Origin of the sequence: Shinella agrisoli (assembly GCF_046557955.1) — a bacterium.
GTDB lineage: Bacteria > Pseudomonadota > Alphaproteobacteria > Rhizobiales > Rhizobiaceae > Shinella.
The window spans coordinates 210,113-234,907 of sequence record NZ_JBJIEP010000005.1 but is presented as its reverse complement, the minus strand read 5'-3'; the positions used below and the strand labels follow the sequence as shown (position 1 = coordinate 234,907).

At 67.8% G+C, this 24,795-nt stretch carries 20 protein-coding genes and 1 other RNA gene; 6 read left to right on the top strand and 15 right to left on the bottom strand.

The features are described 5' to 3' along the window. Positions 1 to 10: 10 nt before the first annotated feature. Complete coding sequence (gene recR, locus ACIIOY_RS06885) at positions 11 to 616, bottom strand: recombination mediator RecR (RefSeq protein ID WP_411033891.1); 606 nt, start codon at positions 614 to 616, stop codon at positions 11 to 13. Between the two features lie 58 nt (positions 617 to 674). Between recR and ACIIOY_RS06880 the strand changes: the two genes are divergently transcribed. After that, positions 675 to 1,286, top strand: a complete 612-nt coding sequence (locus ACIIOY_RS06880; protein ID WP_411033988.1) for an MOSC domain-containing protein — start codon at positions 675 to 677, stop codon at positions 1,284 to 1,286. Here ACIIOY_RS06880 and ACIIOY_RS06875 read toward each other — a convergent pair whose 3' ends face one another. The 4 genes from ACIIOY_RS06875 to ffs form a co-directional block, all read right to left on the bottom strand. After that, positions 1,287 to 1,898, bottom strand: a complete 612-nt coding sequence (locus ACIIOY_RS06875) for a LysE family translocator (RefSeq protein ID WP_411033890.1) — start codon at positions 1,896 to 1,898, stop codon at positions 1,287 to 1,289. Between the two features lie 35 nt (positions 1,899 to 1,933). Then, the gene (locus ACIIOY_RS06870; protein ID WP_411033889.1) at positions 1,934 to 2,257 is read right to left on the bottom strand and encodes a YbaB/EbfC family nucleoid-associated protein; all 324 of its coding nucleotides are present in this window, start codon (positions 2,255 to 2,257) and stop codon (positions 1,934 to 1,936) included. A gap of 24 nt (positions 2,258 to 2,281) precedes the next feature. After that, positions 2,282 to 4,165 carry a DNA polymerase III subunit gamma/tau gene (locus ACIIOY_RS06865; RefSeq protein WP_411033888.1) on the bottom strand — a complete coding sequence of 628 codons (1,884 nt, stop codon included), beginning with the start codon at positions 4,163 to 4,165 and terminating at the stop codon, positions 2,282 to 2,284. Between the two features lie 59 nt (positions 4,166 to 4,224). After that, an RNA gene (gene ffs / locus ACIIOY_RS06860) (signal recognition particle sRNA small type) lies at positions 4,225 to 4,322 on the bottom strand. Positions 4,323 to 4,440: 118 nt separating this feature from the next. Here ffs and ACIIOY_RS06855 point away from each other — a divergent pair. Next, entirely contained in the window at positions 4,441 to 4,851 is a 411-nt protein-coding gene (locus ACIIOY_RS06855; protein WP_411033887.1) for an HIT domain-containing protein, read from the top strand. Beyond that, positions 4,848 to 5,822 carry an NAD(+) diphosphatase gene (gene nudC / locus ACIIOY_RS06850; RefSeq protein ID WP_411033886.1) on the top strand — a complete coding sequence of 325 codons (975 nt, stop codon included), beginning with the start codon at positions 4,848 to 4,850 and terminating at the stop codon, positions 5,820 to 5,822. Before ACIIOY_RS06855 ends, nudC begins: the two co-directional genes overlap by 4 nt. Here the strand turns inward: nudC and ACIIOY_RS06845 are convergent, their stop codons facing one another. The 3 genes from ACIIOY_RS06845 to ACIIOY_RS06835 form a co-directional block, all read right to left on the bottom strand. Then, a complete protein-coding gene (locus ACIIOY_RS06845) occupies positions 5,823 to 6,059 on the bottom strand; it encodes a hypothetical protein (RefSeq protein ID WP_411033885.1) in 237 nt (78 codons plus the stop codon). A 69-nt stretch (positions 6,060 to 6,128) separates the two neighbouring features. Then, positions 6,129 to 6,980: a prephenate dehydratase gene (locus tag ACIIOY_RS06840; protein ID WP_411033884.1), complete on the bottom strand. Its 852-nt coding sequence runs from the start codon at positions 6,978 to 6,980 to the stop codon at positions 6,129 to 6,131. Between the two features lie 14 nt (positions 6,981 to 6,994). Beyond that, the gene (locus ACIIOY_RS06835) at positions 6,995 to 7,750 is read right to left on the bottom strand and encodes a 3-deoxy-manno-octulosonate cytidylyltransferase (protein WP_411033883.1); all 756 of its coding nucleotides are present in this window, start codon (positions 7,748 to 7,750) and stop codon (positions 6,995 to 6,997) included. A 152-nt stretch (positions 7,751 to 7,902) separates the two neighbouring features. On the opposite strand from ACIIOY_RS06835, the gene ACIIOY_RS06830 reads away from it, so the two are divergent. Beyond that, entirely contained in the window at positions 7,903 to 8,712 is an 810-nt protein-coding gene (locus ACIIOY_RS06830) for a c-type cytochrome (RefSeq protein WP_411033882.1), read from the top strand. A 109-nt stretch (positions 8,713 to 8,821) separates the two neighbouring features. On the opposite strand, the gene ACIIOY_RS06825 is transcribed toward ACIIOY_RS06830, so the two are convergent. Beyond that, on the bottom strand, positions 8,822 to 9,766 hold the full coding sequence (locus ACIIOY_RS06825) for an AEC family transporter (protein ID WP_411033881.1): 945 nt from the start codon (positions 9,764 to 9,766) through the stop codon (positions 8,822 to 8,824). A 506-nt stretch (positions 9,767 to 10,272) separates the two neighbouring features. Here ACIIOY_RS06825 and ACIIOY_RS06820 point away from each other — a divergent pair. Both ACIIOY_RS06820 and pbpC read left to right on the top strand, forming a co-directional pair. Then, a complete protein-coding gene (locus tag ACIIOY_RS06820) occupies positions 10,273 to 15,723 on the top strand; it encodes an alpha-2-macroglobulin family protein (RefSeq protein WP_411033987.1) in 5,451 nt (1,816 codons plus the stop codon). A gap of 12 nt (positions 15,724 to 15,735) precedes the next feature. Further along, positions 15,736 to 17,820, top strand: coding sequence for a penicillin-binding protein 1C (gene pbpC / locus ACIIOY_RS06815; RefSeq protein WP_411033880.1), 2,085 nt, complete (start codon positions 15,736 to 15,738; stop codon positions 17,818 to 17,820). A gap of 85 nt (positions 17,821 to 17,905) precedes the next feature. On the opposite strand, the gene ACIIOY_RS06810 is transcribed toward pbpC, so the two are convergent. Genes ACIIOY_RS06810 through ACIIOY_RS06785 form a run of 6 tightly spaced genes read right to left on the bottom strand, consistent with a single transcriptional unit; the run spans position 17,906 to position 24,771 of the window. Beyond that, positions 17,906 to 18,706 carry a crotonase/enoyl-CoA hydratase family protein gene (locus tag ACIIOY_RS06810; RefSeq protein ID WP_411033879.1) on the bottom strand — a complete coding sequence of 267 codons (801 nt, stop codon included), beginning with the start codon at positions 18,704 to 18,706 and terminating at the stop codon, positions 17,906 to 17,908. Positions 18,707 to 18,745: 39 nt separating this feature from the next. After that, positions 18,746 to 19,621 carry a hydroxymethylglutaryl-CoA lyase gene (locus ACIIOY_RS06805; RefSeq protein WP_411033878.1) on the bottom strand — a complete coding sequence of 292 codons (876 nt, stop codon included), beginning with the start codon at positions 19,619 to 19,621 and terminating at the stop codon, positions 18,746 to 18,748. Continuing rightward, positions 19,618 to 21,603: an acetyl-CoA carboxylase biotin carboxylase subunit gene (locus tag ACIIOY_RS06800; protein WP_411033877.1), complete on the bottom strand. Its 1,986-nt coding sequence runs from the start codon at positions 21,601 to 21,603 to the stop codon at positions 19,618 to 19,620. The genes ACIIOY_RS06805 and ACIIOY_RS06800 overlap by 4 nt, the downstream gene beginning before the upstream one ends. Positions 21,604 to 21,618: 15 nt before the next feature. Next, on the bottom strand, positions 21,619 to 22,002 hold the full coding sequence (locus ACIIOY_RS06795; RefSeq protein ID WP_411033876.1) for a RidA family protein: 384 nt from the start codon (positions 22,000 to 22,002) through the stop codon (positions 21,619 to 21,621). A gap of 13 nt (positions 22,003 to 22,015) precedes the next feature. Further along, complete coding sequence (locus tag ACIIOY_RS06790; protein WP_411033875.1) at positions 22,016 to 23,623, bottom strand: carboxyl transferase domain-containing protein; 1,608 nt, start codon at positions 23,621 to 23,623, stop codon at positions 22,016 to 22,018. Continuing rightward, entirely contained in the window at positions 23,623 to 24,771 is a 1,149-nt protein-coding gene (locus ACIIOY_RS06785; protein WP_411033986.1) for an isovaleryl-CoA dehydrogenase, read from the bottom strand. The genes ACIIOY_RS06790 and ACIIOY_RS06785 overlap by 1 nt, the downstream gene beginning before the upstream one ends. Positions 24,772 to 24,795 lie beyond the last annotated feature (24 nt).

Genomic DNA, 24,795 nt, shown 5'->3' with positions numbered 1-24,795 from the left:
CAATCCTTCCTCAGATCGCCGTGCGCGCCCTGAGCGCCGCCGTCAATGTGCCTTCGTCGAGGTAGTCGAGCTCGCCGCCGACCGGCACGCCGTGCGCGAGCCGCGTGATCTTCACGTCGAGCCCGGCGAGCTGGTCTGTGATGTAGTGGGCCGTCGTCTGCCCCTCGACGGTCGCGTTGACGGCGATGATCAGCTCGCGCACGCCGCCCTTCGCCACGCGGTCGACGAGACCGCGGATGTTGAGGTCGTCCGGCCCGACGCCGTCGAGCGGCGAGAGCGTGCCGCCGAGCACGTGATAGGCGGCGTTCATCGCGCCGGCGCGCTCCAACGCCCAGAGGTCGGAGACGTCCTCGACGACGATGATGACCGACTGGTCGCGCCGCTCGTCGGTGCAGACCGTGCAGGGATCGCTCGTGTCCACGTTGCCGCAGCAGGAGCAGATGCGCACCTTGCGGTGCGCCTCGCCCATCGCATCGGCAAGAGGCCCCAGGAGCTGGTCCTTCTTCTTGACCAGATGCAGCGCCGCCCGGCGCGCCGAGCGCGGGCCGAGGCCCGGCACCTTCGCCAGGAGCTGGATGAGTTTTTCGATTTCGGGACCGGTGACTCGTTTTGCCATTGCCGGTATCTAGCTCATATCCAGGGGAAACGGAATCCATCTCAGGAGACGTCGCTTGATCAGAATCCTTGCCGTGTGCACGGGCGTCGCCCGTCCGGTTCCCGGCAGAAGCTACAAGACCGGCATTTTCAAGACGCCGACAGATGCGGCGGTCGTCGTCGACCGCGAGGGGCTGCTGGGCGACGCCATCTGCAACAGAAAGCACCACGGCGGGCCGGAACAGGCCGTCTACGGCCTCGGCTCGATCGACCTCGACTGGTGGTCGAAGGAGCTCGGCCGCACCATCGAGCCCGGCACCTTCGGCGAGAACCTCGTCATCGAGGGCGTCGACAGCCGCAGCGTCTCGGTCGGCGACCGGTTCGAGACGGAGAGCGTGCTTCTGGAAGTGACCTCGGCACGCATCCCCTGCGCGACGCTCACCGCCCGCATGGGCGATCCGGCCTTCGCAAAGCGCTTCATGAACGCCGGCCGTCCGGGCTTCTACTGCCGCGTCCTGCGGGACGGCGTGATCCAGGCCGGCGACGCGGTGGCCTATACGCCTTTCGACGGCGAACCGGTCACCATGCCGGAACTCTTGCGCACCTACGGCAGGAACCTGTCCGAAGACGACCGCATCCGCTATCTCGCGGCCCCGATCAACGACAAGCTGCGCGCTGCGCTGACCGGCTGATCAGCGGGCGGCGATCGCCGCCGCGGCGCCGGCCATGGTGCCGGCGCTGACGCGGTTGGCGATGCGCACGGCACGCGGGCTCTTGAGGAAGAGGCGGGCACGCGACGCGAGAAAGACCCAGGCGAGATCGATCGCGACGAGCACGACGAACATGGTCGCCACCAGCTCCGCCCAGCCGACCAGCGTGACGGCGCCAAGGTCGATGATCGCCGGCAGCAGCGCGACATAGAACATCATGATCTTGGGATTGCCGAGCGTCACCGTCAGCCCGGCGAAGAACAGTTTGACACCGGAGCGCGCCTCGGGCAGCGCCTCATCGCCCGTCTCGGCCGGGGCGAACCACATTTTCCAGGCGAGATAGAGGAGATAGGCGACGCCGAGCCACTTGATGGCGACGAAGGCGGCATGGAAGGTTTCCGCGATGGCGGCAAGGCCGAGCACCGCGCAGGTGAGCCAGACGCCCTCGCCGATCCACATGGCGGCGAGGAAGGGCAGCACGTCCTTCGGCCCGCGCGAAAGAACGCGGGCGACCAGCGCGGCAATGCTCGGACCGGGCGAGCCGGCCGCCATCATCAGCGCGCCGGCAAAGACAAGCAGGGTCGTCAGGCTCATGGGAATTCCTCCTCGGGAACCCGGAGCCTACAGGATCAGAACGGCAGTTTGAAGCCGGGCGGGATCGGCAGGCCGGCGGTCAGCGCCCTCGTCTTCTCCGCAGCCTCGGCTTCCGCCTTCCCCTTGGCATCCTTGTGGGCGGCGACGATCAGGTCCTCGAGGATCTCGACATCGTCTTCCTTGAAGAGCGAAGGGTCGATCTTCACGCCCTTGAGGTTGCCCTTGCCGTCGAGCGCGACGGAGACGAGGCCGCCGCCGGAGGTGCCGCTCACCTCGAGCGCGGCGATCTCCTCCTGCATCTTCTCCATCTTGGCCTGCATTTCCTTGACCTTGCCCATCATGCCCATGATGTCGCGCATCGGCCTCTCCTCTGTAGCGTTATGTCAGTGTTCAATGTCGTCGCCGGGCAGGATGTCGCCTTCGGCGGATTCCGCGACGGCCGCGGCCTCGACGGCCTCGGGCTCGTCCTCCGTCTCCTGCACCTTGATGCGCACGTCGGTGATCCTGGCGCCGGGGAAGCGTTGCAGGATCGCCGCCACGTCCGGGTCCTGGCGCGCATCGGCGACGCGCGCCTCCTGCGCCATCGTCTCGGCCTCGGCCAGCGTCGGTCCGCCGGCTTCGCGCGACAGGATCACCATCCAGCGCGCGCCGGTCCATTCCTGCAAGCGGTTCTGGAGGTCGGTGACGAGCGACTTCGGCGCGTCTTGCGCAAGGCTGATCTCCAGGCGTCCGGGCTCGATGCTGACCGGGCGCACGAAGGCGCGCACGAGGGCGCGGAGGCGGATGTCGCGGTTCTTGGTGCAGAGGTCGGCGACGTCGGAGATGGACTTGACCGGCACCTTCGGCGCGGCCGCCGGCTGCTCGGCCGGCGCGGCTTCGATCCGGCCGACGGGCTGGGGCGCGGGCTCGGCCTGCGGCACGGGGCGCAGCATGGTGACCGTTCCGCCCGACTGGGCGCGCTGGGCCGGCGCGTCCGGCTGCCGCGACACGGCCGAGACGGAGGCCTGCGCCGTCGGCTGCCCGCCGTTGCCGCCATAGGCCTGCGGCATGCGGCCGCCATTGACACCGCCCTCGCCGCTCGAAAGCTCGGCAAGGCGACGCACGGCCTCTTCCGGCGACGGCAGGTTGGCGGCGTGGGCGAGACGGATGATGACCATCTCGGCGGCGCCGGCCGGGCGGCTGGAGGCCTCCGTTTCCGGGATGCCTTTCAGGAGCATCTGCCACATGCGGGAAAGCACCGTGACGGCGATGGACCCCGCGAACTCGACGCCGCGCACCCGCTCGATCTCGCTCAGCGACTGGTCGCCGGCCGCGTCGGGCACATATTTCATGCGGGTGACGAGATGGGTGAAATCGGCAAGGTCCGTCAGCACGACGGGCGGGCTGGCGCCGGCCTCGTACTGCGCGGCGAATTCGGCGAGCGCGGCGCTCGCATCGCCCTTCACGATATGCTCGAAGAGATCGACGATGCGCGCCCGGTCGGCAAGGCCGAGCATGGAGCGGACCGCATCCACCTCGACGCGCCCGCCGCCATGGGCGATCGCCTGGTCGAGCAGCGAAAGGCCGTCGCGGGCCGAGCCTTCGGCGGCGCGGGCGATCATGGCGAGCGCATCCGGCTCCGCCTCGACGCCTTCCTTGCCGAGGATGGTGGTAAAGAGGCCGACGAGGTCGGAGGCGCCGATGCGGCGCAGGTCGAAGCGCTGGCAGCGCGACAGGACGGTGATCGGCACTTTCCGGATTTCCGTCGTGGCGAAAATGAACTTCACATGCTCCGGCGGCTCTTCCAGCGTCTTCAGGAGGCCGTTGAAGGCCTGCGTCGAGAGCATGTGCACTTCGTCGATGATATAGACCTTGTAGCGCGCCGAGACGGGGCGGTAGCGCACCTGCTCGATGATCTCGCGGATGTCGTCGATGCCGGTATGGGAGGCGGCGTCCATCTCGATGACGTCGACATGCCGGCCTTCCATGATGGCCTGGCAATGCTCGCCGGGCACGCGAAGGTCGATCGTCGGCTTGTCGATCTCGGGCGTCTTGTAATTGAGCGCGCGGGCGAGGATGCGGGCGGTCGTCGTCTTGCCGACGCCGCGCACGCCGGTCAGCATATAGGCCTGCGCGATGCGGCCGGTCTCGAACGCGTTGGTCAGCGTGCGGACCATCGGCTCCTGGCCGACCATCAGGTCGGAGAAATCCTTCGGGCGATACTTGCGCGCAAGCACCCGGTAGGCGGCCGGTTTTTCGTTGGACGGATGTGGGGTTTCGTCGCTCATCGACCCTGCCGCTAATCGAACTTTAAGTCCCGACAGGACGGCCAGGATCAGGACGGTAGGTGGGAGGCTGGCACGATGACCCGTGCCGGGGCTCGTTAGGGCTGCTTCCTTCCGGACCTGACCCGGTTGGCGAGTGGCTCGTCCACCACCAACCTCCCGTCCCCCATATCGGCAATATTCCAACCGAATGCAAGCGGAGCCGATAAAAAACTGTTGGAGCGAGTTCCGATGCCGTGGCATGAATCGTCTGTAAGAAGCATTCCGGGAGAGGCCCCTTGAGCGATTTTCAACCCGACGAACGGCTGGTGCGCGAAAGCGATCTCCTGACGAGGATCGGCCTGTGCGAGCTGCGCCTGATGAAGGACGGGCGGTGGCCCTGGCTGGTGCTCGTGCCGCAACGGGCGGATGTCAGCGAGATCTTCGACCTGACGCCTCTCGACCAGACCATGCTGACCTTCGAGACCGTGCTGGTGGCGGAAGCCCTGAAGAAGGTGACCGGCGCGACGAAGATCAACACCGGCGCGCTCGGCAATGTCGTCCGGCAGCTTCACGTCCATGTCGTCGCGCGCAGCGAGGGTGACCCGAACTGGCCCGGCCCGGTCTGGGGCCATGGCACCGCCGAGCCGCGCTCGGCCGAAGAAACCAAGGCCTTCGCGGCCAAGCTCCTGGACGCGCTGACCCCATGAAGCCATCGCTTTTCGATCTCTACCGCCCGCATCCGGAACCCAGCACCATGGTGGCCTTTGCGGAAAACAGCCTCGACCGCCAGTCGGAGCACCGCGCACCCGACTGCTTGGAAAAGGCCTTCAGGGCGGAGACCGTGCACGCCTTCGCGATCGCCGGAGGCAAGCTCGTCGTCAAGCATGACGAGAAGATCATCGACCCGCTCTTTGCGCCCTACGAGCTTGCCGAGCTCGGCCCGGTGCCGGAGGATGCCGTCCTGCTCGGCTACCTCAAGAATGGCGAGCCGCGGCTGGCGATCCCGGTGCGCGCCGATCCCGACACCCTGCAGGAGCCGCTGAAGGCCGCCGACGGGCGCACGCTCTACCGCCAGCAGATGCTCGACGACGACCTGCTCGGCCAGTTCGCCCAGGCCTCCAGCCTGATGACCTGGAACATGAACAACCGCTTCTGTGGCAAGTGCGGCTCGCCGACGCGCCCGGAGATCGGCGGCTACCGCCGGGTCTGCGAGGCCTGCGGCCACACGATCTTCCCGCGCACCGACCCGGTGGCGATCATGCTGATCGTCGACATCGAACGCGACCTCTGCCTGCTCGGACGCTCGCCGCATTTCCCGGAAGGCATGTATTCCTGCCTCGCCGGCTTCCTGGAGCCGGGCGAGACAATCGAGCATACCGTGCGCCGGGAGACCTACGAGGAGTCCGGCATCAGGGTCGGGCGCGTGCGCTACCACGCCTCGCAGCCGTGGCCGATGCCGCATTCCCTGATGATCGGCTGCTACGGCGAGGCGATCTCCTTCGACATCCGCCGCGACGAGCAGGAGCTGGAGGACTGCCGCTGGTTCACCCGCGAGGAGACGGCGGCGATGATCGAGCGCAGCGCCATGTCCGGCGTTGCGCCCGGCGCCACGACCCCGCCGCCGAAGGGCGCCATCGCGCACCGGCTGATGCGCGACTGGCTGGATTGGGAAACCTGATCAGCGCCAGCCGAAATCCGGCTGATCGCCGGGCCGCGGGCGCAGCCTGAGGCTCGGCGCCATGAACCGGGCTATGACGGGGCTGACGAGGAAGGTGAAAACGATCCACGCCGGCAGCAGGTACTTCGCCTGCTCGCTCAATGCGGGAATGGAGAGGATCGCGATGGCACCGGCGCCGAAAACGACGGCGTTCACCATCAAGGATACCATTATCGTAATATATGTGATCGTGCGCATGGGCATCTCCTTTCCCTTGGAGAATGCCCGCGCCGCGGCACGGTTCCGCGCCGCTTGACGTTCGTCAAGTCAGAAGGCGCTGCGCATCGGATGGGCGCGGTAGGTGCCGAGGATGCGGACCTTTTCGGAGAAGAAGCGCAGCTCCTCCAGCGCCTGGCGCACATGCGGCTCGTCCGGGTGTCCCTCTATATCGGCATAGAACTGCGTGGCGATGAACTTGCCGCCGATCTGGTAGCTTTCCAGCTTCGTCATGTTGATGCCGTTCGTGGCGAAACCGCCCAGCGCCTTGTAGAGGGCGGCAGGGATATTGCGGACGTTGAAGACGAAGGTGGTGACGATGATCTCGTCGGCGGCGCGCTCGATCGGTACGGTCTCGCGCGACAGAACGACGAAGCGCGTCACGTTGCTCTCCGTATCCTCGACATTTTCCGCGATGATCGACAGGCCGTAGAGCTCGGCCGCCAGCCGGGGGGCGAGCGCGGCCATGGAACGGTCGCCCGCCTCGGAGACGAGCTTTGCCGCGCCCGCGGTATCGCCGGCGATCACCGGCTTCCAGCCGTTGAGGCGGACGATCTTGCGGCACTGGCCGAGCGCGTGGATATGGCTGTGGACCGTGCGGACCTCCTCCTTCGCCACACCGGGCAGCACCATCAGCTGGAAACGGATCGGCATGAAATACTCGCCGACGATGTGCAGGCGCGATTCCGGCAGCAGGTGGTGGATGTCGGCGACGCGGCCGGCGATCGTGTTCTCGATCGGGATCATCCCGAGGTCCGCATCGCCGTTCTCGACGGCGAGGAACGCGTCCTCGAAGGTCTGGCACGGCAACGGCTCCATGTCCGGGAACATGTCGCGGCAGGCCATGTCGGAATTGGCGCCATACTCGCCCTGGAAGGCGATCTTGTTGGTCTTCATGATCATGGCTGGGATCCGTCTCAGATGGGATTGGCCGCGAGCATCGCGCGGGCTTTTTCGAGGTCGGCGGGAGTATCGACACCCAGCGGAACGGTGTCAACGATCTCGGCGTCGATGCGCATGCCGGCTTCGAGGGCGCGAAGCTGCTCCAGCGATTCCCGCTTTTCCAGCGTCGAGGGCTTCAGCGCGACGAACGCCTCCAGCGCCTTGCGGCGGTAGGCATAAAGGCCGATGTGGTGATAGAGCGGGCCGTTGCCGTAGGGCGCGGTGGCGCGCGTGAAATAAAGGGCGCGCAGGCGGCTGTCGCCGAACGGCGAGCCGACGACCTTCACCACGTTCGGATTGGTCTTCTCGTCGGCGTCGCGGATTTCCGTCGTCAGCGTCGCAATGTCGGTCGAAGCGTTTTCCAGCGGGCGGAGGGCGGCGCGGATCGTCTCGGGATCGATGGTCGGCAGGTCGCCCTGCACGTTGATGACGACTTCGGCGCGGCCATCCGGATCGCCCTTCGCCAGCGCCTCGTGGATGCGGTCTGAGCCGGACTGATGATCGACCCGGGTCATCACCGCCGTGAAGCCCGCCGCCACAACCGCGTCAAAAATATCCTTATGATCGACCGCCACGACGATGCGGCCGACATCGGCCGCCGCCGCCCGGCGCGCCACCTGCACGATCATCGGCAGGCCGGCAATATCGGCAAGCGGCTTGCCCGGAAGCCGGGTCGAGGCCATGCGCGCCGGGATGAGCACGAGGGTCTTGTCAAAATTGGCGGGTTTCATCTCGGGCCCTTCAAAACCCCCGGGAAAAGTGTCAAAAGGTCTCAGTGCGGGGGCTACAATCACTGTTGCAACGAAGCAGCAAAAGACATAGGTTCCGCGCGATTTCAAGATTGGCCGGCGTCATGTCCGCCGGTCCCTAGGGGAGCGTATGGATGAACTCTTATGTGAACATGGGCGTGGGTGCCCTTTTGGGCACCGTATTCGTATTGATGTCCGTGTCGATCGCTTCTGAAGGCATTTTCCATTCGGGCGCTCCCGAGAAGGAAGGTTTCGCGATCGTCGCGGAGGAAACCGGCGGCGAGGAGGCCGGCGGCGGCGAAGCTGCGGCCGCTGTTCCGATCGCGACCCTGCTCGCCAGCGCCGATGCGGCAGCAGGCGAAACGGTCTTCAAGAAATGTGCGAGCTGTCACACCTCGGAGAAGGGCGGACCGAACAAGGTCGGACCCGGTCTCTGGGACATCGTGAACCGCCCGATCGCCTCGCACGAGGGCTTCAGCTATTCCGCAGCCATGACCACCTTCTCCGAAGGTCACAAGGTCGTCTGGGATTATGATCACCTCAACTTCTTCCTCGAAGCGCCGAAGAAGCACATTCCGGGCACCGCCATGGGCTTTGCCGGCCTGAAGAAGAATGACGAGCGCGCCAACCTGATCGCCTACCTGCGCACGCTCTCCGACAACCCGGCTCCGCTGCCGACCGCCTCGAACGAAGGTGCCGACGCCGGTGGTGCAGCGGCGACCGAAGGCGGCGCGGCCGCCACGGAAGGCACGACCACCAACGAGGGTGCGGCTCCGGCCGAGGGCGGCGCGACGGCAACGGAAGGCCAGGCCCCGGCCGGCGGCGCAACCACGACGGAAGGCGCGGCTCCCGCTGAAGGCGGCGCAACGGCGACCGAGGGCGCGGCCCCGGCCGAAGGCAACGCCACCGAGGGCACCACGACGGAACAGCCGGCCCAACAGTAAGAAAGGGCCAAGTTTCACGAACGACAAACCCGGCCTTCGCGCCGGGTTTTTTATTTATTGTCACCGGGACTTTTGGCCCGGCTCCATTCTCCGCCGCAGCGAACCGGGTTCAGCCGAGCAGCCAGGCCCAGAAGGAGACGGTGAAGACGCCGAGCGCCGTGGTCATGGTGATGGTCGAGGAGGCAAGCGCGTGGCCGACGCCGAAATGGTTGGCGAGCAGCCAGGCGTTGACGCCCGTCGGCACGGAGGAAGTCAGCACCATCGCCGCCGTCCATTCGGGACTGAGGCCGAGCAGCCGGCAGGCGACATAGACGGAGCCCGGCAGGAGCACGAGCTTGAGGCAGGTCATCGCCAGGGCGATGCCGGCATTGCCGCCGACCTTGTACTTGTTGAGCGCCATGCCGATGGAAACCAGGGCTGCCGGCGCGGCGGTCGCCGCGAGCTGATCGACCACCACCTTGACCGGCCCGGCAAGCGGCACGCCGCCCGTATGGAACAGCGCGCCGGCGACGAGGCCGATCACCAGCGGGTTGCGGACGAGGCTCCTGCCGATGCCGAGCAGGAGAGCGGCCAGGCTCTGCGGATCACGCGTGCCGTCTTTCCGCTCGGCCCGCTCCATGAGGACGGTGCCGGCGATCATCATGACCGGCAGGTGCACGGAGAGCAGGACCGAGATCGCCACGAGCCCGTCATCGCCGACGATGCGCGAGACGAGCGGCAGGCCGATGAAGACCGTATTGGCAAAGGCCGAGGACACGCCGGCCAGAACGCCGATCCGCCGGTCGCGCTTGAAGCCGAGCGTCGCCACCAGGTGGGCGATCGTCCAGGTGACGGCGACGCCGGCAAAATAGGCGATCCAGATGCGCAGGGGCGATTCGCCGGCGAAATCGGCCTCCGCGATCGTGCGGAAGAGCAGCACCGGCACGGCGACCCGGAAGACGAACTCGCCCAGCCCCTCGCCCAGTTCCTCCCGGAGATAGCCGGTGCGCACGAGCACCCAGCCGATCAGGATCAGCGCGAAGATGGGCAGGACATTGAGGGCGACGTCCGACATGAAACCGTCCGGAAAGCGATGGGGCGTGACAAGGCGGCGGCCTTGCGGCCCCATGGGTAGGACAATCGGGAGGAAGGGTCCAGCGGCAAGCGGTAAAGCGGAAATGAAAAAAGCGAGGGTCATCCCCCCGCTTCCTCATCCCGGCCTGGCCGGGGAAGTGTTCCGCGCAGTGCCAGTACATCCGTGGTCACCGCGATTGCGAAACACGACTTTCGTGTCTGACGAGGCTTCTACCGGCCCGCTGTAACAGCGGTATGACAGAACGGCGCTCATCGATGTCCTGGAGTCTGCGCGCATATGGTTAACAAAAGGTTAACGCACGGACGGCCAAAAATTTTCGCTTTCCGGCGATTGAACCGCATATCTCAAACGTCTTTCCCCTGGTTCCATGCGCCATCCCCTTTCCGGCCTTCCCGGCAGCGGCGTCTTTCGATTGACAAGCTGCATCCGGGCCTGGACAGTGGCGGCGGCAACGAGACGGGCAGCGGTAGGAGGACTTCATGTCTATGCGCGCAATCTTCGGTTTCTCGGCACTTCTTCTTTCCGTCGTCGCCTCTCCACCCCTGCCCGCCCATGCCGAAGAGACGCGCACCGTCGTGACGACGGAAAACAGCGACTATTTCGGCTTCGACCTGCGCACCGTGCAGGACGTGACGCTCGACCAGTGCAAGGCGGACTGCATCGACGACCTGTCCTGCCGTGCCTTCACCTATAATCCCAAGGTGAAATGGTGCTTCCTGAAGAGCGACTTCAACCAGCTCAACCACTTCCAGGGCGCCGTCGCCGGCAAGATCGTCAAGGCCGACAACGCCGCCGACATCGGTGCGCCGCCGCCGCTCTCCTTCCTCAGCGACTACATGATGAGCGATGCACGCTCCTTCCGCGACAACCTGTCGCCGGCAGCGGACCAGCAGGGCCAAGGCGCAGAAAGCCTCGCCTCGCTCGGCCGCATCGAGACGGCCTCGAGCCGCTTCGACCAGGCGCTCGCCGCCTACAAGGGAGCGCTTTCGCTCGCACCGGACGACTACTATCTCTGGATCGAGACGGCCGAATCCCTCAGCCGCGCCGTCAACAACAGCTATCTCGCCAGCCAGGGCGCGCTTGCCGCCATCAACGCCTACCAGCTTTCGCGCACGACGGAGACGCGGGCGCGGGCGCTCGCCGTCCTCGCCGACACGCTCGACAAGTCGGCGAACTATCGCGCCGGCATCAATGCCTACAAGGCGAGCCTTGCGCTCAAGGAGGACGTCGCGGTGCGCTCGGCCTATCTCGGCCTGCGCGCCCGCCAGGGCTTCCGCGTCGTCAACCACACGATCGATTCGGACAGCGCCAGCCCGCGGGCCTGCGTCGAATTCTCCGAGCCTCTGGTGAAATCCGGCGCCGACTACGCCTCCTTCGTCACGCTCTACGGCGCGGCGCCCAAGGCCGTCGAAGCCAAGGACCGGCAGATCTGCATCGAGGGCCTCGCCCACGGCCAGCGCTACAAGATCGCCTTCCGCCCCGGCCTGCCGTCCGCCGTCGACGAGCCGCTGGAATCGCCCGTCGACCTCGACATCTACGTGCAGGACCGCGCCGCGACGGTGCGTTTCACCGGCGACGGCTTCGTGCTGCCGGGCAGCGTGCGCCGCGGCATCCCGATCGTCTCGGTCAACACCGACAGCGCGGACCTCAAGCTCTACCGCGTCGGCGACCGGGCGATCGCCTCGCTGCTGGCCGAAAGCCGTTTCCTGACGCAGCTCGACGGCTATTCCGCCAGCAATATCGAAAACCAGAGCGGCGAACTCGTCTGGGAAGGCAAGATCGACATCTCGCCGGAGCTCAACAAGGACGTCGTGACCAGCTTCCCGGTCGACGAGGCGCTGCCGGAGCGCAAGCCCGGCGTCTACGTGCTGACCGCCGCCGCCTCGAACGGGCGCAGCAACGAATGGGACGCGAAGGCCACGCAATGGTTCGTCGTCTCGGATGTGGGCCTCACCACCTATGCCGGCACGGACGGCCTCAACGTCTTCGCCCGCTCGCTCGACAGCGCCGGCCCGCTCGAAGGCGTCGAGCTCCAGCTGATCGCCAAGAACAACGAGGTGCTCGGCACGGCGACGACCGATGCGGACGGCCGCGCGACCTTCACCGCCGGCCTGATGCGCGGCACTGCCGCCAACACACCCGCCGTCATCCTCGCGAAGAAGGGCGAAGGCGACTTCGTCTTCCTCGACTTGACGCGCGCCGGCTTCGACCTGTCCGACCGCGGCGTCACGGGCCGCCCGGCGCCAGGCGCCATCGACGTGCTCGCCTGGACCGAGCGCGGCATCTACCGCGCCGGAGAGACCGTGCATGCCACGGCGCTTGCCCGCGACATCGAGGCGAACGCGGTCGAGAAGCTGCCGCTCACCTTCGTCTTCAGCCGGCCGGACGGCGTGGAAGACCGCCGCATGGTCGCCGACGGCGCTTCGCTCGGCGGCTATGCGGTCGACCTGCCGCTGCAGGAAAACAGCATGCGCGGCACCTGGACCATGCAGGTCTTCACCGACCCGAAGGGCACGGCGATTGCCGAAAAGCAGTTCCTCGTCGACGATTTCGTGCCGGACCGCATCGAATTCGACATGACGAGCGAGGCGAAAGCAATCGAATCCGGCGTTCCGACGCCCGTTTCCGTCGAAGGCCGCTATCTTTACGGCGCGCCGGGCGCGGGCCTCGAAATCGAGGGCGACGTCGCGCTGAAACCGACGCGGCAGGATCCGGCCTATCCGGACTACGTCTTCGGCCTTGCGGATGAAGAGGCGATCGAAGAAAGCCGCATCCCGCTCGAAGGCCTCGACGTGCTCGACGACGAGGGCAGGGCGACCTTCGACGTGACCGTCACCGATCTTCCCTCGACGACCCAGCGCCTCGAAGCGCTCGTCACGCTGCGCATGATGGAAGCCGGCGGCCGCGCCGTCGAACGCAACCTTACCCTTCCGGTCAAGGCGTCCGGCCCGATGATCGGCGTGAAGCCGGAATTCAAGGGCGAGCTCTCGGAAAACAGCGTCGCCAACTTCCACGTCGTCGCCGTCGGTGCGGACGGCAGCAGGCAGGCGATGCAGGGCCTGCCCTGGAAGCTGCTCGCCGTGGAGCGGAACTACCAATGGTACCGCGACGGCAGCTCGTGGCGCTACGAGCCGGTGCTCTCGACGAAGCAGATCGCCAACGGCACGCTCGACGTCGCCGCCGATGGCGGGCGCATCTCGGTGCCCGTCACCTGGGGCCGCTACCGCCTCGAAGTGGAAAGCCCCGAGCCGGAGGGTCCTGCGACCAGCATCGAGTTCGACGCCGGCTGGTATGTCGCCGCGACCTCGACCGAGACGCCCGACGCCCTGGAAATCTCGCTCGACAAGGAAAGCTATGCGGTCGGCGACACGGCCAAGCTGAAAGTCTCGCCGCGCCATGCCGGCCAGCTTCTCGTCACCGTCGGCGCCGAGAGCCTGATCGCCACCCAGACCGCCGCCATCGGCGAGGAAGGCGGCGAGGTGGAAATCCCGGTCACCGAGGAATGGGGCGCGGGCTCCTACGTCACCGCCACGCTCTTCCGCCCGGGCGCCGACCGCGAAAGCCGCATGCCGATGCGCGCCATCGGCATCACCTGGCTGAAGGTCGACCCGGCCGAGCGTAAGCTCGATGTCGCGCTCGACGTTCCGGAAAAGACATTGCCGCGCCAGCCGCTCGACACCTCGCTCAAAGTCGCAGGCGCCGGGGCGAACGAGGAGGCCTATATCACGGTTGCCGCCGTCGACGTCGGGATCCTCAACCTCACGCGCTACGAGGCGCCCGATCCGGCCGGCTGGTATTTCGGCCAGCGCCGCCTCGGCATGGAGATCCGCGACCTCTACGGCCGGCTGATCGACGGCTCGCTCGGCGCCACCGGGCGGCTGCGCACCGGCGGCGACGGCGGCGAAGGAGCCCTCCAGGGCAATCCGCCGACCGAAAAGCTCGTCGCCTTCTTCGCCGGCCCGGTGAAGCTCGATGCGGACGGCAACGCGAAGGTCAGCTTCGACATTCCGCAGTTCAACGGCACCGCCCGCGTGATGGCCGTCGCCTGGACGAAGACAGGCGTCGGCAACGCGACTAAGGATGTGGTCATCCGCGATCCCGTCGTCGTGACGGCGAGCCTGCCGAAGTTCCTCGCCCCCGGGGACCGTGCGGACCTGAGGCTCGACATCGCCAACACGGATGCCCCGGCCGGCGATTACGCGGTCGAGATCACCCACAATGCATCCGTCATGGTCGAGCAGACCGGCGCGGGCCGGACGGTCAAGCTGGAGCCCGGCGGCAAGACGGCGCTCACCCTGCCGCTCGTCGGCGGCGAGGTGGGCGACGGCCTCGTCACGGTCAAGCTCTCGAACGGGTCCGGCCTGTCGCTGGAACAGGCGCTGAACGTTCCGGTGCGCCCGGCCGCCATGCCCATCACCACGCGCCGGCCGATCGAGATCGCCGCGAACGGAAGCCTCACCATCGACGACCAGCTGCTCGCCGACAGCCAGCTTGCCGGCGCCTCCGTCAGCCTCAGCGTCTCGCGCGCGGCCGCCTTCGACATCCCGGGGCTGCTGATGGCACTCGACCGCTATCCCTACGGCTGCACGGAGCAGACGACGAGCCGCGCCCTGCCGCTGCTCTATCTCAGCGAGCTCTCCAGGCAATCCGGCCTGCCGGAGGACGCGGAGACGCGGAAGCGGGTGCAGGACGCGATCTACCGCGTGCTCGCCAACCAGTCGTCCTCGGGCAGCTTCGGCCTCTGGTCGCCCGGCTACGGCGACCTCTGGCTCGACGCCTTCGTCACCGACTTCCTGACCCGCGCCCGCGAGCAGAAGTTCGACGTGCCGGAACAGGCCATGCTGCAGGCGCTCTCCAACCTGCAGAACGCCCTCTCCTATGACGTCAACGTCTCCAGCCAGGGCAACGAGATCGCCTATGCGCTCTATGTGCTCGCCCGCAACCGCAAGGCCGCGATCAGCGACCTGCGCTACTATGCCGACACGAAGCTTTCGGAGTTCACCTCGCCGCTCGCGCGCGCGCACCTTGCCGGGGCGCTCGGCCTCTATGGCGATGCCCAGCGCTCGATGACGATCTTCTCCAATGCGCTCGGCCTTTCCCGCGACAGCGTCATGACGGCCAGCCTCTCGCGCACCGACTACGGTTCGTCGCTGCGCGACGGCGCGGCCATCCTGGCGCTTGCCGCGGAGAGCCGGCCGGTTCCCGACATCATCCCGGAGCTGACGAAGCTCGTCGCCAGGCAATGGGAGGACAAGCGCTGGACCAGCACGCAGGAACAGACCTGGATGCTGCTGGCCGCCCGTTCCGTGAAGGATGCCGACAAGGACCTCAAGCTCGAGATCAACGGTGCCGCGCGCGCCGGCGGCTATGCCGCGCAGATGACGGGCAAGTCGCTGCTCGATAACCCGCTGACGATAACCAACCGCGCGGGCGAGCCGGTCTCGGCCATGCTGACGACGGTCGCGGCACCGGCCGATCCGCTGCCGGCCGGCGGCGACGGCTTTACCATCGAGCGCGCCTATTACACGCTCGACGGCGAGGAAGCCAACATCACGGAAGCCAGGCAGAACGAGCGCTACGTCGTGGTGCTGAAGGTGACGGAGCACAATGACTGGCCGTCGCGCATCATCATCACGGATCTCTTGCCGGCCGGCTTCGAGATCGACAATCCGAGCCTCGTCGACAGCGCGAAGCTTTCGAACTTCGACTGGCTCGGCGAGACCGAGGCGGCGCATACGGAATTCCGCTACGACCGTTTCGTGGCGGCCTTCAACCGCAGCGCGGGCGACAACCGCGACGTGATGCTCGCCTATGTCGTGCGCGCCGTGACCCCCGGCACCTACGACCTGCCGGCCGCGCAGGTGGAGGATATGTACCGTCCGCAATATTCCGCCCGCACCGCGACCGGCCGCATGCAGGTCGTCAAGGCGGAATAGGGCGGACCCGCGATGGCGCTCCGGCGCAAGCTCCTCATCGGCTCCCTGGGCGGGGCGGCGGCGATCGCCGCCCTCGCCGCCGGGCTCGACCGTGCGGACCGCGCCTTCCCGCCGCCGGTCGAGATCGCCGATACCGTCTCGAAGGAAGTGCTCGACCGCAACGGCCGCCTGCTGCGCGCTTTCGCGACGCCGGAAGGGCACTGGCGGCTGAAGACCACGGCCGCCGACGTCGACCCGCAGTTCATCCGCATGCTCATCGCCTATGAGGACCGGCGCTTCCACGAGCATTCCGGCATCGATCCCCTTGCCCTGCTGCGCGCCGCCGGCCAGTTCGTCACCAACGGCCGCATCGTCTCCGGCGCCTCCACGCTTTCCATGCAGGTCGCCCGGCTGATCGAGCCGCGCGAGAACCGCTCGATACTGGCGAAGCTGCGCCAGATGGCGCGCGCCGTCCAGCTCGAGCGGCGGCTGTCCAAGGCCGAGATCCTCGATCTCTACCTGACGCTCGCTCCCTATGGGGGCAACCTGGAAGGCGTGCGCGCGGCAAGCCTTGCCTGGTTCGGCAAGGAGCCGAAGCGCCTTACTGTCGCGGAAGCCGCACTCCTCGTCGCCCTGCCGCAGCTTCCGGAAAAGCGCCGCCCGGACCGGCACCGCGACGCGGCCGAAAAGGCCCGCGAACGCGTGCTGACCCGCATGGCCGTCTCCGACATCATCGGCGAGGGCGAGGCCGGACGCGCCGGCGCCGAGGCCGTACCCGACCGCCGCCGCCAGCTTCCTTCCTACGCCGCCCATCTTTCGGAGCTTGCGCTGCGCAAGGACCCGAAGGCGACCGAGCGCGCAACGACGCTCGACCGCACGGTGCAGGACGGCCTCGAAACCGTCGCCCGCGAGGCGGCCGAGCGTCTCGGCCCGAAGGTCTCCATTGCCATGGTGATGGCCGACGCCCGCACCGGCGAAATCCTCGGCGAGGTCGGCTCGGCGGATTATTTCGACGGCAGCCGCGCCGGCTGGATCGACATGACGCGCATCCGCCGCTCGCCGGGCTCCGCGCTGAAGCCCTTCATCTACGGCCTCGCCTTCGAGGAGGGGCTGGTCGCGCAGGAGACGATCGTCGAGGACCGGCCGGCCGACTTTTCCGGCTACCGGCCGCGCAATTTCGACATGACCTACCAGGGCGACGTCAGCGTGCGCAAGGCGCTGCAGCTGTCGCTCAACGTGCCCGCCGTACGCCTGCTCGAAGCCGTCGGCCCGACGCGGATGATGGTGCGCTTCCGCCGCGCCGACGTGCGGCCCGAGCTGCCGCCGGGCGAGACGCCGGGCCTTGCCATCGGGCTCGGCGGCGTCGGCATCACGCTGCGCGACCTCACCCAGCTCTACGCGGCGCTCGCCAACCGCGGCATGCCGGTCAGGCTCGGCAACGGCGTCACGAACGACGCGGCGGTGATCGAGGGCGATCCGCTGCTCGACCCCGTTGCCGTCTGGCACGTTTCGGACGTGCTTTCCGGCGTCATCCCGCCGGCCGGCAGCCGCCGCTTCGGCATCGCCTACAAGACCGGCACGAGCTACGGCTACCGCGATGCCTGGTCGGTGGGCTACGACGGCCGCCACGTGCTCGGCGTGTGGGTCGGCCGCGCCGACAACGGCGCCGTGCCGGGCCTGACCGGCTACGGCGCGGCCGCGCCCATCCTGTTCGAGGCGTTTTCGCGCTCCGGCGTCGCCATCACCGCATTGCCCCGGGCCCCCGCTGGCGCGGTGCGCATCGCCCAGTCCGAGCTCCCCGCAAGCCTGCGCCGGTTCTCGACCACCGCAAACGGCCTCGTCGCCACGGCGGCGCGCGAGCCGGCGCCGGAAATCGTCTATCCGCCGGAAGGCGCCCATGTGGAGCTCGGCGCCGCGTCGGGTGCGGACATCTCCCCGCTCGTCCTGAAGCTGCAGGGCGGCCGCGCGCCTTTCCGCTGGCTCGCCAACGGCAAGGTGCTGCCGGATGCCTCCCGCCGGCGCACGACCGAGTGGACGCCGGAGGGCGCCGGCTTCTCGACGCTGACGGTGATCGACGCCGCAGGCCGCGCGGCAAGCGTGCGGGTGTTCATCGAGTAGCGAACGCGGAATCACTGCCCCTCATCCGGCCTGCCGGCGACCTTCTCCTTGGCGGCGGGGCGAAGATTAGGGTGAGCGGCAAATCCTACCTGGCCGTATCCTCCACCACCCACCCCGCCTTCCGCTTTTCCAGGAAAGCCGCGATGCCCTCGGCGGCTTCCGGCGTCTCCCAGGTGTCGGCAAGGCGCGTCAGCGTCGTCTCGATGAGCTTCTCGTCGATCGGCGGCGCGAGCGCGTGGGCAAGCGCCTTCGCCGCCGCGACTGCCTTCGGAGACGTCGCGAAATAGGGGGCGATCTCCGCCTCGATCTCCTCGTCCAGCGCGTCCGCCGCAACTACGGCGCTCAGAAGGCCGATGTCGCGGGCGGCGGGCGCATCGAACAGGCGCGCGGAGGTGGCAAAGCGCAGGAAGGCCGCAGGTCCGATGCGGGCGGCGACATAGGGGCTGATCGTCGCCGGGATGAGGCCGAGGCGGGTTTCCGTCAGGCCGAAGCGGGCGCCTTCCACCGCTATCGCCGCATCGCAGACGCTGATGAGGCCGACGCCGCCGCCATAGGCCTGGCCGTTGACACGGGCGACCAGCGGCTTCGGCAGGTCGCGCAGCGCCTTCAGCATCAGGGCGAGCCGGCGGGCCTCGGCGATGCGTTCGTCGCGGGTGGCGGCGATCTGCTCCTTCATCCAGTTGAGATCGCCGCCGGCGCAAAAACTCTCGCCCTCGCCCGTCAGCACGACGAGGCGCACCGCCTTGTCCTCGCCGAGGAGGCCGGCGACGGCGGTCAGTTCGCGGATCATCAGGCCGGAGAGCGCATTGTGCTGCGCGTGACGGCGAAGCGTGAGCGCGGCCACGCCGCGCCGGTCCACGGATACGGAAATCGTCTCGAAGTTCATGACTGCACCTCCTTCTGCGCAGCGCCGGGCGCAAAACCGTCACGCACTCTTGCTGACCTCGCCCTTGCCGGCGATGCCGCGGGCGAAGGCCGCGGCTGCCGCCAGCTTCCCGCGGTCGAGCCCGGTCTCGTAGCCTGCCGCCGCCAGCATGTCGGCGAGGGCGAGCGTATCCACATTGCCCCGCGCGCCCGGTGCATAGGGGCAGCCGCCGAGGCCGCCGACCGAGGCATCGAAGACAGACAGGCCATGATCGAGCGCGACACGGATATTGTCGAGCGCCAATCCGTTCGTGTCGTGGAAATGGCCGGCAAGGTTTTCCGGGAAGGCGACGGCGAGCACGACGTCGAGCATGGCCGCCACCTCGTTCGGCCGCGCACGGCCGATCGTGTCGCCGAGGCTCACCTCGTGGCATCCGAGCCTCAGAAGCTGGTTCGTGACGCGCGCCACCGCGCAGGGCTCGACCGGGCCGTCATAAGGGCATTGCACGACGCAGCTGACATAGCCGCGCAGGGGAATGCCGTCCGCCTTCGCCGCTTCAGCGACAGGGCGGACGCGCTCGATGCTTTCGGCAATCGAGCAGTTGAGGTTGGCACGCGAGAACCCCTCGGAGGCCGATAGGAAGACGGCGACTTCGTCGGCACCGGCCGCCTTGGCTGCGTCGTAGCCCTTCATGTTGGGCACCAGAGCCGCATAGGAAATGCCGGGCCGGCGCCTGATGCCGGCCATCACCTGCGCGCCGTCCGCCAGTTGCGGCACCCATTTGGGGCTGACGAAGCTCGTCGCCTCGATGCGCGAGAAGCCGCAATCCGACAGGAGGTCGATCAGAGCGATCTTGTCGGCGGCGGGAATGATCGCCTTCTCGTTCTGCAAGCCATCGCGGGCCGCCATCTCGACGATTTCGATGCGCCGGCTCATACCGCCTCCTCGGGCTCCAGCGAAAGGAGCAGCGCGCCCTCCGCCACCTGGTCGCCCACGGCCACGGGCACGGCGGCCACCACGCCGTCGCGCGGCGCGGCCAGCACCAGTTCCATCTTCATCGCCTCCATGGTGACGAGCGCCTCGCCCTTCGCCACGCGCGCACCGGGCTCGGCCTTGACGATGCGCACGAGACCCGGCATCGGCGCCGAAAGCCGGTCCCCGCCCGCCGCCGCCTCTCCATGGTGGCCGGCCTCCCCGGTGATGGCGAAGGCATGGCTGTGGCCGCCGAAGAAGACGGTGATCGCCGCACCGTCGCGGTGCACGGACGCGGCAAGCGCATGGCCGTCGACATCCATCCGGACAGACCGGCCATCGGCCGGTTGCAGGCGCATTTCCGTCGCGATGCCATCGTGCTCGATGCGGAAGCGTTCCCCGCCGGGCACGGTCACGCGCAGCGCATGCTCCGCGCCGGCGTGATCGAGAAAGACCGTCTTCGCCGCCTCGCCCCACAGGCGGAAGCCGCGGAGCCGGTCCCAGGGATCAGGTCCGGCCGGCGCATCGAGAAAACCGAGCGCGGAAAGGGCGGCAAGCGCAAAGGCTTCTTCCGAGGGACCGGGATCGGCCAGGAGGCCCTCGCCCGCCCGGCCGATGAGGCCCGTATCGACATCACCCGCCGCGAAAGCCGGCAGGCGGCAGAGGCGGGCGAGGAAGCCGGCATTGGTCGTCAGGCCGCCGACGCGGCATCGCTCCAGCGCCCCTTCCAGCTTCGCCAGCGCGTCCGCACGGCTGCGGCCATGCGTGATCACCTTGGCGATCATCGGGTCGTAATAGGGGGTGATGGTGTCTCCGGCGCGCACGCCGGAATCGATGCGGACGCCGTCCGGCAGGTCGAAGACGCTAAGGCGGCCGGTGGCGGGCAGGAAGTCGCGCGCCGGGTTTTCCGCGTAAAGCCGTGCCTCGAAGGCCCAGCCGTCGATGGCAAGCTCCTCCTGCCGCTTCGGCAGCGGCTCGCCGGCTGCCACCCGGAGCTGCCATTCGACGAGGTCGAGGCCCGTGATCGCTTCCGTCACCGGATGCTCGACCTGCAGGCGCGTGTTCATCTCCATGAAGTAGAAGCGGTCCTGCCGCAATCCTTCCGAAACGTCGGCGATGAACTCGACGGTTCCCGCCCCGCTGTAGCCGATCGCCGCCGCCGCGCGCACCGCGGCCGCGCCCATCGCCGCCCGCATCTCCGCCGTCATGCCGGGAGCCGGCGCCTCCTCGATCACCTTCTGATGCCGGCGCTGGAGCGAGCAGTCGCGCTCGAAGAGGTGCACGACATTGCCATGCCCGTCGCCGAAGACCTGCACCTCGATATGGCGGGGCTTGGCCATGTATTTCTCGACGAGCACGCGGCCGTCGCCGAAGGCGCTTTCCGCCTCGCGCCGGGCGCTTTCCAGGGCCGCTGCAAAATCGGCGGGCCGATCCACCCGGCGCATGCCCTTGCCGCCGCCACCGGCCCGCGCCTTGATCAGCACCGGATAGCCGATGGCATCCGCCTCGCCGCCGAGGAAGGCATCGTCCTGCCTTTCGCCATGATAGCCGGGCACCACCGGCACGCCCGCCTTTTCCATCAACGCCTTGGCGGCGTCCTTGAGGCCCATGGCGCGGATGGCGTTCGCGGAGGGGCCGATGAAGACGAGGCCGGCCGCCTCCACCGCCTCGACGAAGTCCGGATTCTCCGACAGGAAGCCATAGCCGGGATGCACCGCCTCCGCGCCGCTCGCCCTGGCCGCGGCGACGATCGCCGGAATGTTCAGGTAGCTTTTCGCCGCCTCGGCGGGACCGATGCGGACCGCTTCGTCGGCCATCCCGACATGCAGCGCATCCCTGTCCGCATCGGAATGGACGGCGACCGTCGCGATACCCATGCGGCGTGCGGTGCGGACGACGCGGCAGGCGATTTCGCCGCGGTTGGCGATGAGGATCTTTCGGAACATCGAAGGCCCGGCTTTCTATTGTGCGGCGATGGCTTCGACCTCGAGCAGCCACTTGTCGTCGAAGATCGATGAGACGACGACGGTGAGCGCCGGAGCGAGCGAACCCAGATATTCGTTGCGGATCTCACGATTGGCGGTCGCGTACTGGCGGTCCGAGAGGTACATGGTGACCTTCACCAGATCGCCCTTAGACATGCCGGCGGCCTTCAACTGCGCGTCGATGTTGCGCCAGACGAGCCGGGCCTGCGCCTCGAAGCCCTCCGGCACCTTGTCATCGTTGGAAACGGGGATCTGGCCGCTGACGAACAGGATCTTCTTGAAATCCTCGATCTTCACGGCCTGCGAATAGCCGCCGTGCGGGTCGGGTGCATTCTTCGCATTGAACGATTCGCTTTTCATGACTTTCCCTCCTCTACATCCTGAAGACGCCGAAACGGGTGGGCTCGACCGGTGCGTTGAGCGCCGCCGAAAGCGAGAGCGCCAAGACGTCGCGCGTCTTGCGCGGATCGACGATGCCGTCGTCCCACAGCCGCGCCGAGGCATAGAGCGGGTGGCTCTGACGGGCGAACATGTCGATGGTCGGCTGCTTGAAGGCGGCCTCCTCCTGCGCGCTCCAGCTGCCGCCCGCCCGCTCTATGCCTTCGCGCCTGACGGTCGCGAGCACGCCTGCCGCCTGCTCGCCGCCCATCACCGCGATGCGGCTGTTCGGCCAGGTCCACAGGAAGCGCGGCGAATAGGCCCGCCCGCACATGCCGTAATTGCCGGCACCGTAGGAGCCGCCGATCAGCACCGTGATCTTCGGCACCCTGGCCGTCGCCACGGCGGTGACGAGCTTGGCACCGTGCTTGGCGATGCCCTCCGCCTCGTACTTCCGGCCGACCATGAAGCCGGTGATGTTCTGCAGGAAGACGAGAGGAATGGAACGCTGGGCGCAGAGCTCGATGAAATGCGCGCCCTTCAGCGCCGCCTCGGAGAAGAGCACGCCGTTGTTGGCGAGGATGCCGACGGGAAGGCCGTGGAGGGCCGCGAAGCCGCAGACGAGCGTGGCGCCGAAACGGGCCTTGAACTCGTCGAAGCGCGAGCCGTCGACGATGCGGGCGATCACCTCGCGCACGTCGTAGGGCGTACGCGTATCGGCGGGCACGATGCCGAGCAGTTCCTCCGGATCGTAGAGCGGCGCGTCGCCTTCTCCGATCCTCGCAACCTCCGGCTTGCGCGTATTGAGGTTGGCGGCGATCCGCCGGGCGATCTCCAGCGCGTGGCGGTCGTCGCGCGCCAGATGGTCGGCGACGCCGGAAAGGCGCGTATGGACGCCGCCGCCGCCGAGGTCCTCCGCGCTCACCACCTCGCCCGTCGCGGCCTTCACCAGCGGCGGGCCGGCAAGGAAGATGGTGCCCTGGTTCTCGACGATCACCGTCTCGTCGCTCATCGCCGGCACGTAGGCGCCGCCCGCCGTGCAGCTTCCCATGACGACGGCGACCTGCGGAATGCCGGCGGCCGACATCTGCGCCTGGTTGTAGAAGATGCGGCCGAAATGGTCGCGGTCGGGGAACACCTCGTCCTGGTTCGGCAGGTTGGCGCCGCCGGAATCGACGAGGTAGATGCATGGCAGACGGTTCTCCGCGGCGATCTCCTGCGCGCGCAGGTGCTTCTTCACGGTGATGGGGTAATAGGTGCCGCCCTTCACCGTCGCGTCGTTGCAGACGATCATGCATTCGCGGCCGGAGACGCGGCCGATGCCGGCGATCATGCCGCCCGAGGGCGAGGCGCCGTCATAAAGGCCATGGCCGGCGGTAAGCCCGATCTCGAGGAAGGGCGAACCGGGATCGAGGAGTTGCGCCACGCGCTCGCGCGGCAGCAGCTTTCCGCGGGCGACATGGCGCTCGCGCGCCTTCGGCCCGCCGCCGTCCATGGCGAGGTTCGCCGCCTCCTCCACCAGCGCCAGTGCGTCGAGCATGGCCTTGCGGTTCGCCTCGAAGGTCTCGCTGCGCGTGTTCACGGCCGAGGGGATGACCGGCATCACAGCGTCTCCTGGAAGATTTCGCGGCCGATGAGCATGCGGCGGATCTCCGAGGTGCCGGCGCCGATCTCGTAGAGTTTCGCGTCGCGCAGCAGGCGGCCTGTCGGGTAGTCGTTGATATAGCCGTTGCCGCCGAGCGCCTGGATGGCTTCGAGGGCGAGCTTCGTGGCGTTCTCGGCGGCAAAGAGGATGCAGCCGGCGGCATCCTTGCGCGCCGTCTCGCCCCGGTCGCAGGCCGCCGCGACGGCATAGACATAGGCGCGGGCCGCGTTGAAGGCGACATACATGTCGGCGACCTTGCCCTGCATGAGCTGGAACTCGCCGATCGGCTGGCCGAACTGTTTTCGCTCGTGGAGGTAGGGCACGACCGCATCCAGGCAGGCCGCCATGATGCCGAGCGGGCCGCCGGAGAGCACGACGCGCTCGTAGTCGAGGCCGGACATCAGCACGTTGACGCCGCGCCCCACCGTGCCCATCACGTTCTCCTCCGGCACCTCGCAATCGGTGAAGACCAACTCGCAGGTGTTGGAGCCGCGCATGCCGAGCTTGTCGAGCTTCTGCGCGGTCGAGAAGCCCTTGAAGCCCTTCTCGATGAGGAAGGCCGTGATGCCGCGCGGGCCGGCCTCCGGGTCGGTCTTGGCATAGACCACCAGCACGTCCGCGTCCGGCCCGTTGGTGATCCACATCTTGCTGCCGTTCAGCACATAGCGGTCGCCGCGCTTTTCCGCGCGCAGCTTCATCGAGACGACGTCGGAGCCCGCCCCCGGCTCGGACATGGCGAGCGCGCCGACATGTTCGCCGGAGATCAGCTTCGGAAGATATTTCTCCCGCTGGGCCTGGCTGGCGTTGCGGACGATCTGGTTGACGCAGAGGTTGGAATGCGCGCCATAGCTGAGGCCGATAGAGGCCGAGGCGCGGCTGATCTCCTCCATCGCCACGCAATGGGCGAGGTAGCCCATGCCCGAACCGCCATAGGATTCCGGCGCGGTGATGCCGAGCAGGCCGAGGTCGCCGAGCTCCCGCCAGAGCGGCATGGGGAAGTTGTTGCTGCGGTCGATCTCCGCCGCCTGCGGCGCGATGCGATCGGCCGCAAAACGCCGCACGCTCTCGCGCAGCGCCTCGATGTCTTCCCCGAGCCCGAAGCCCATTCCAGCATCATACATATCCGTCCT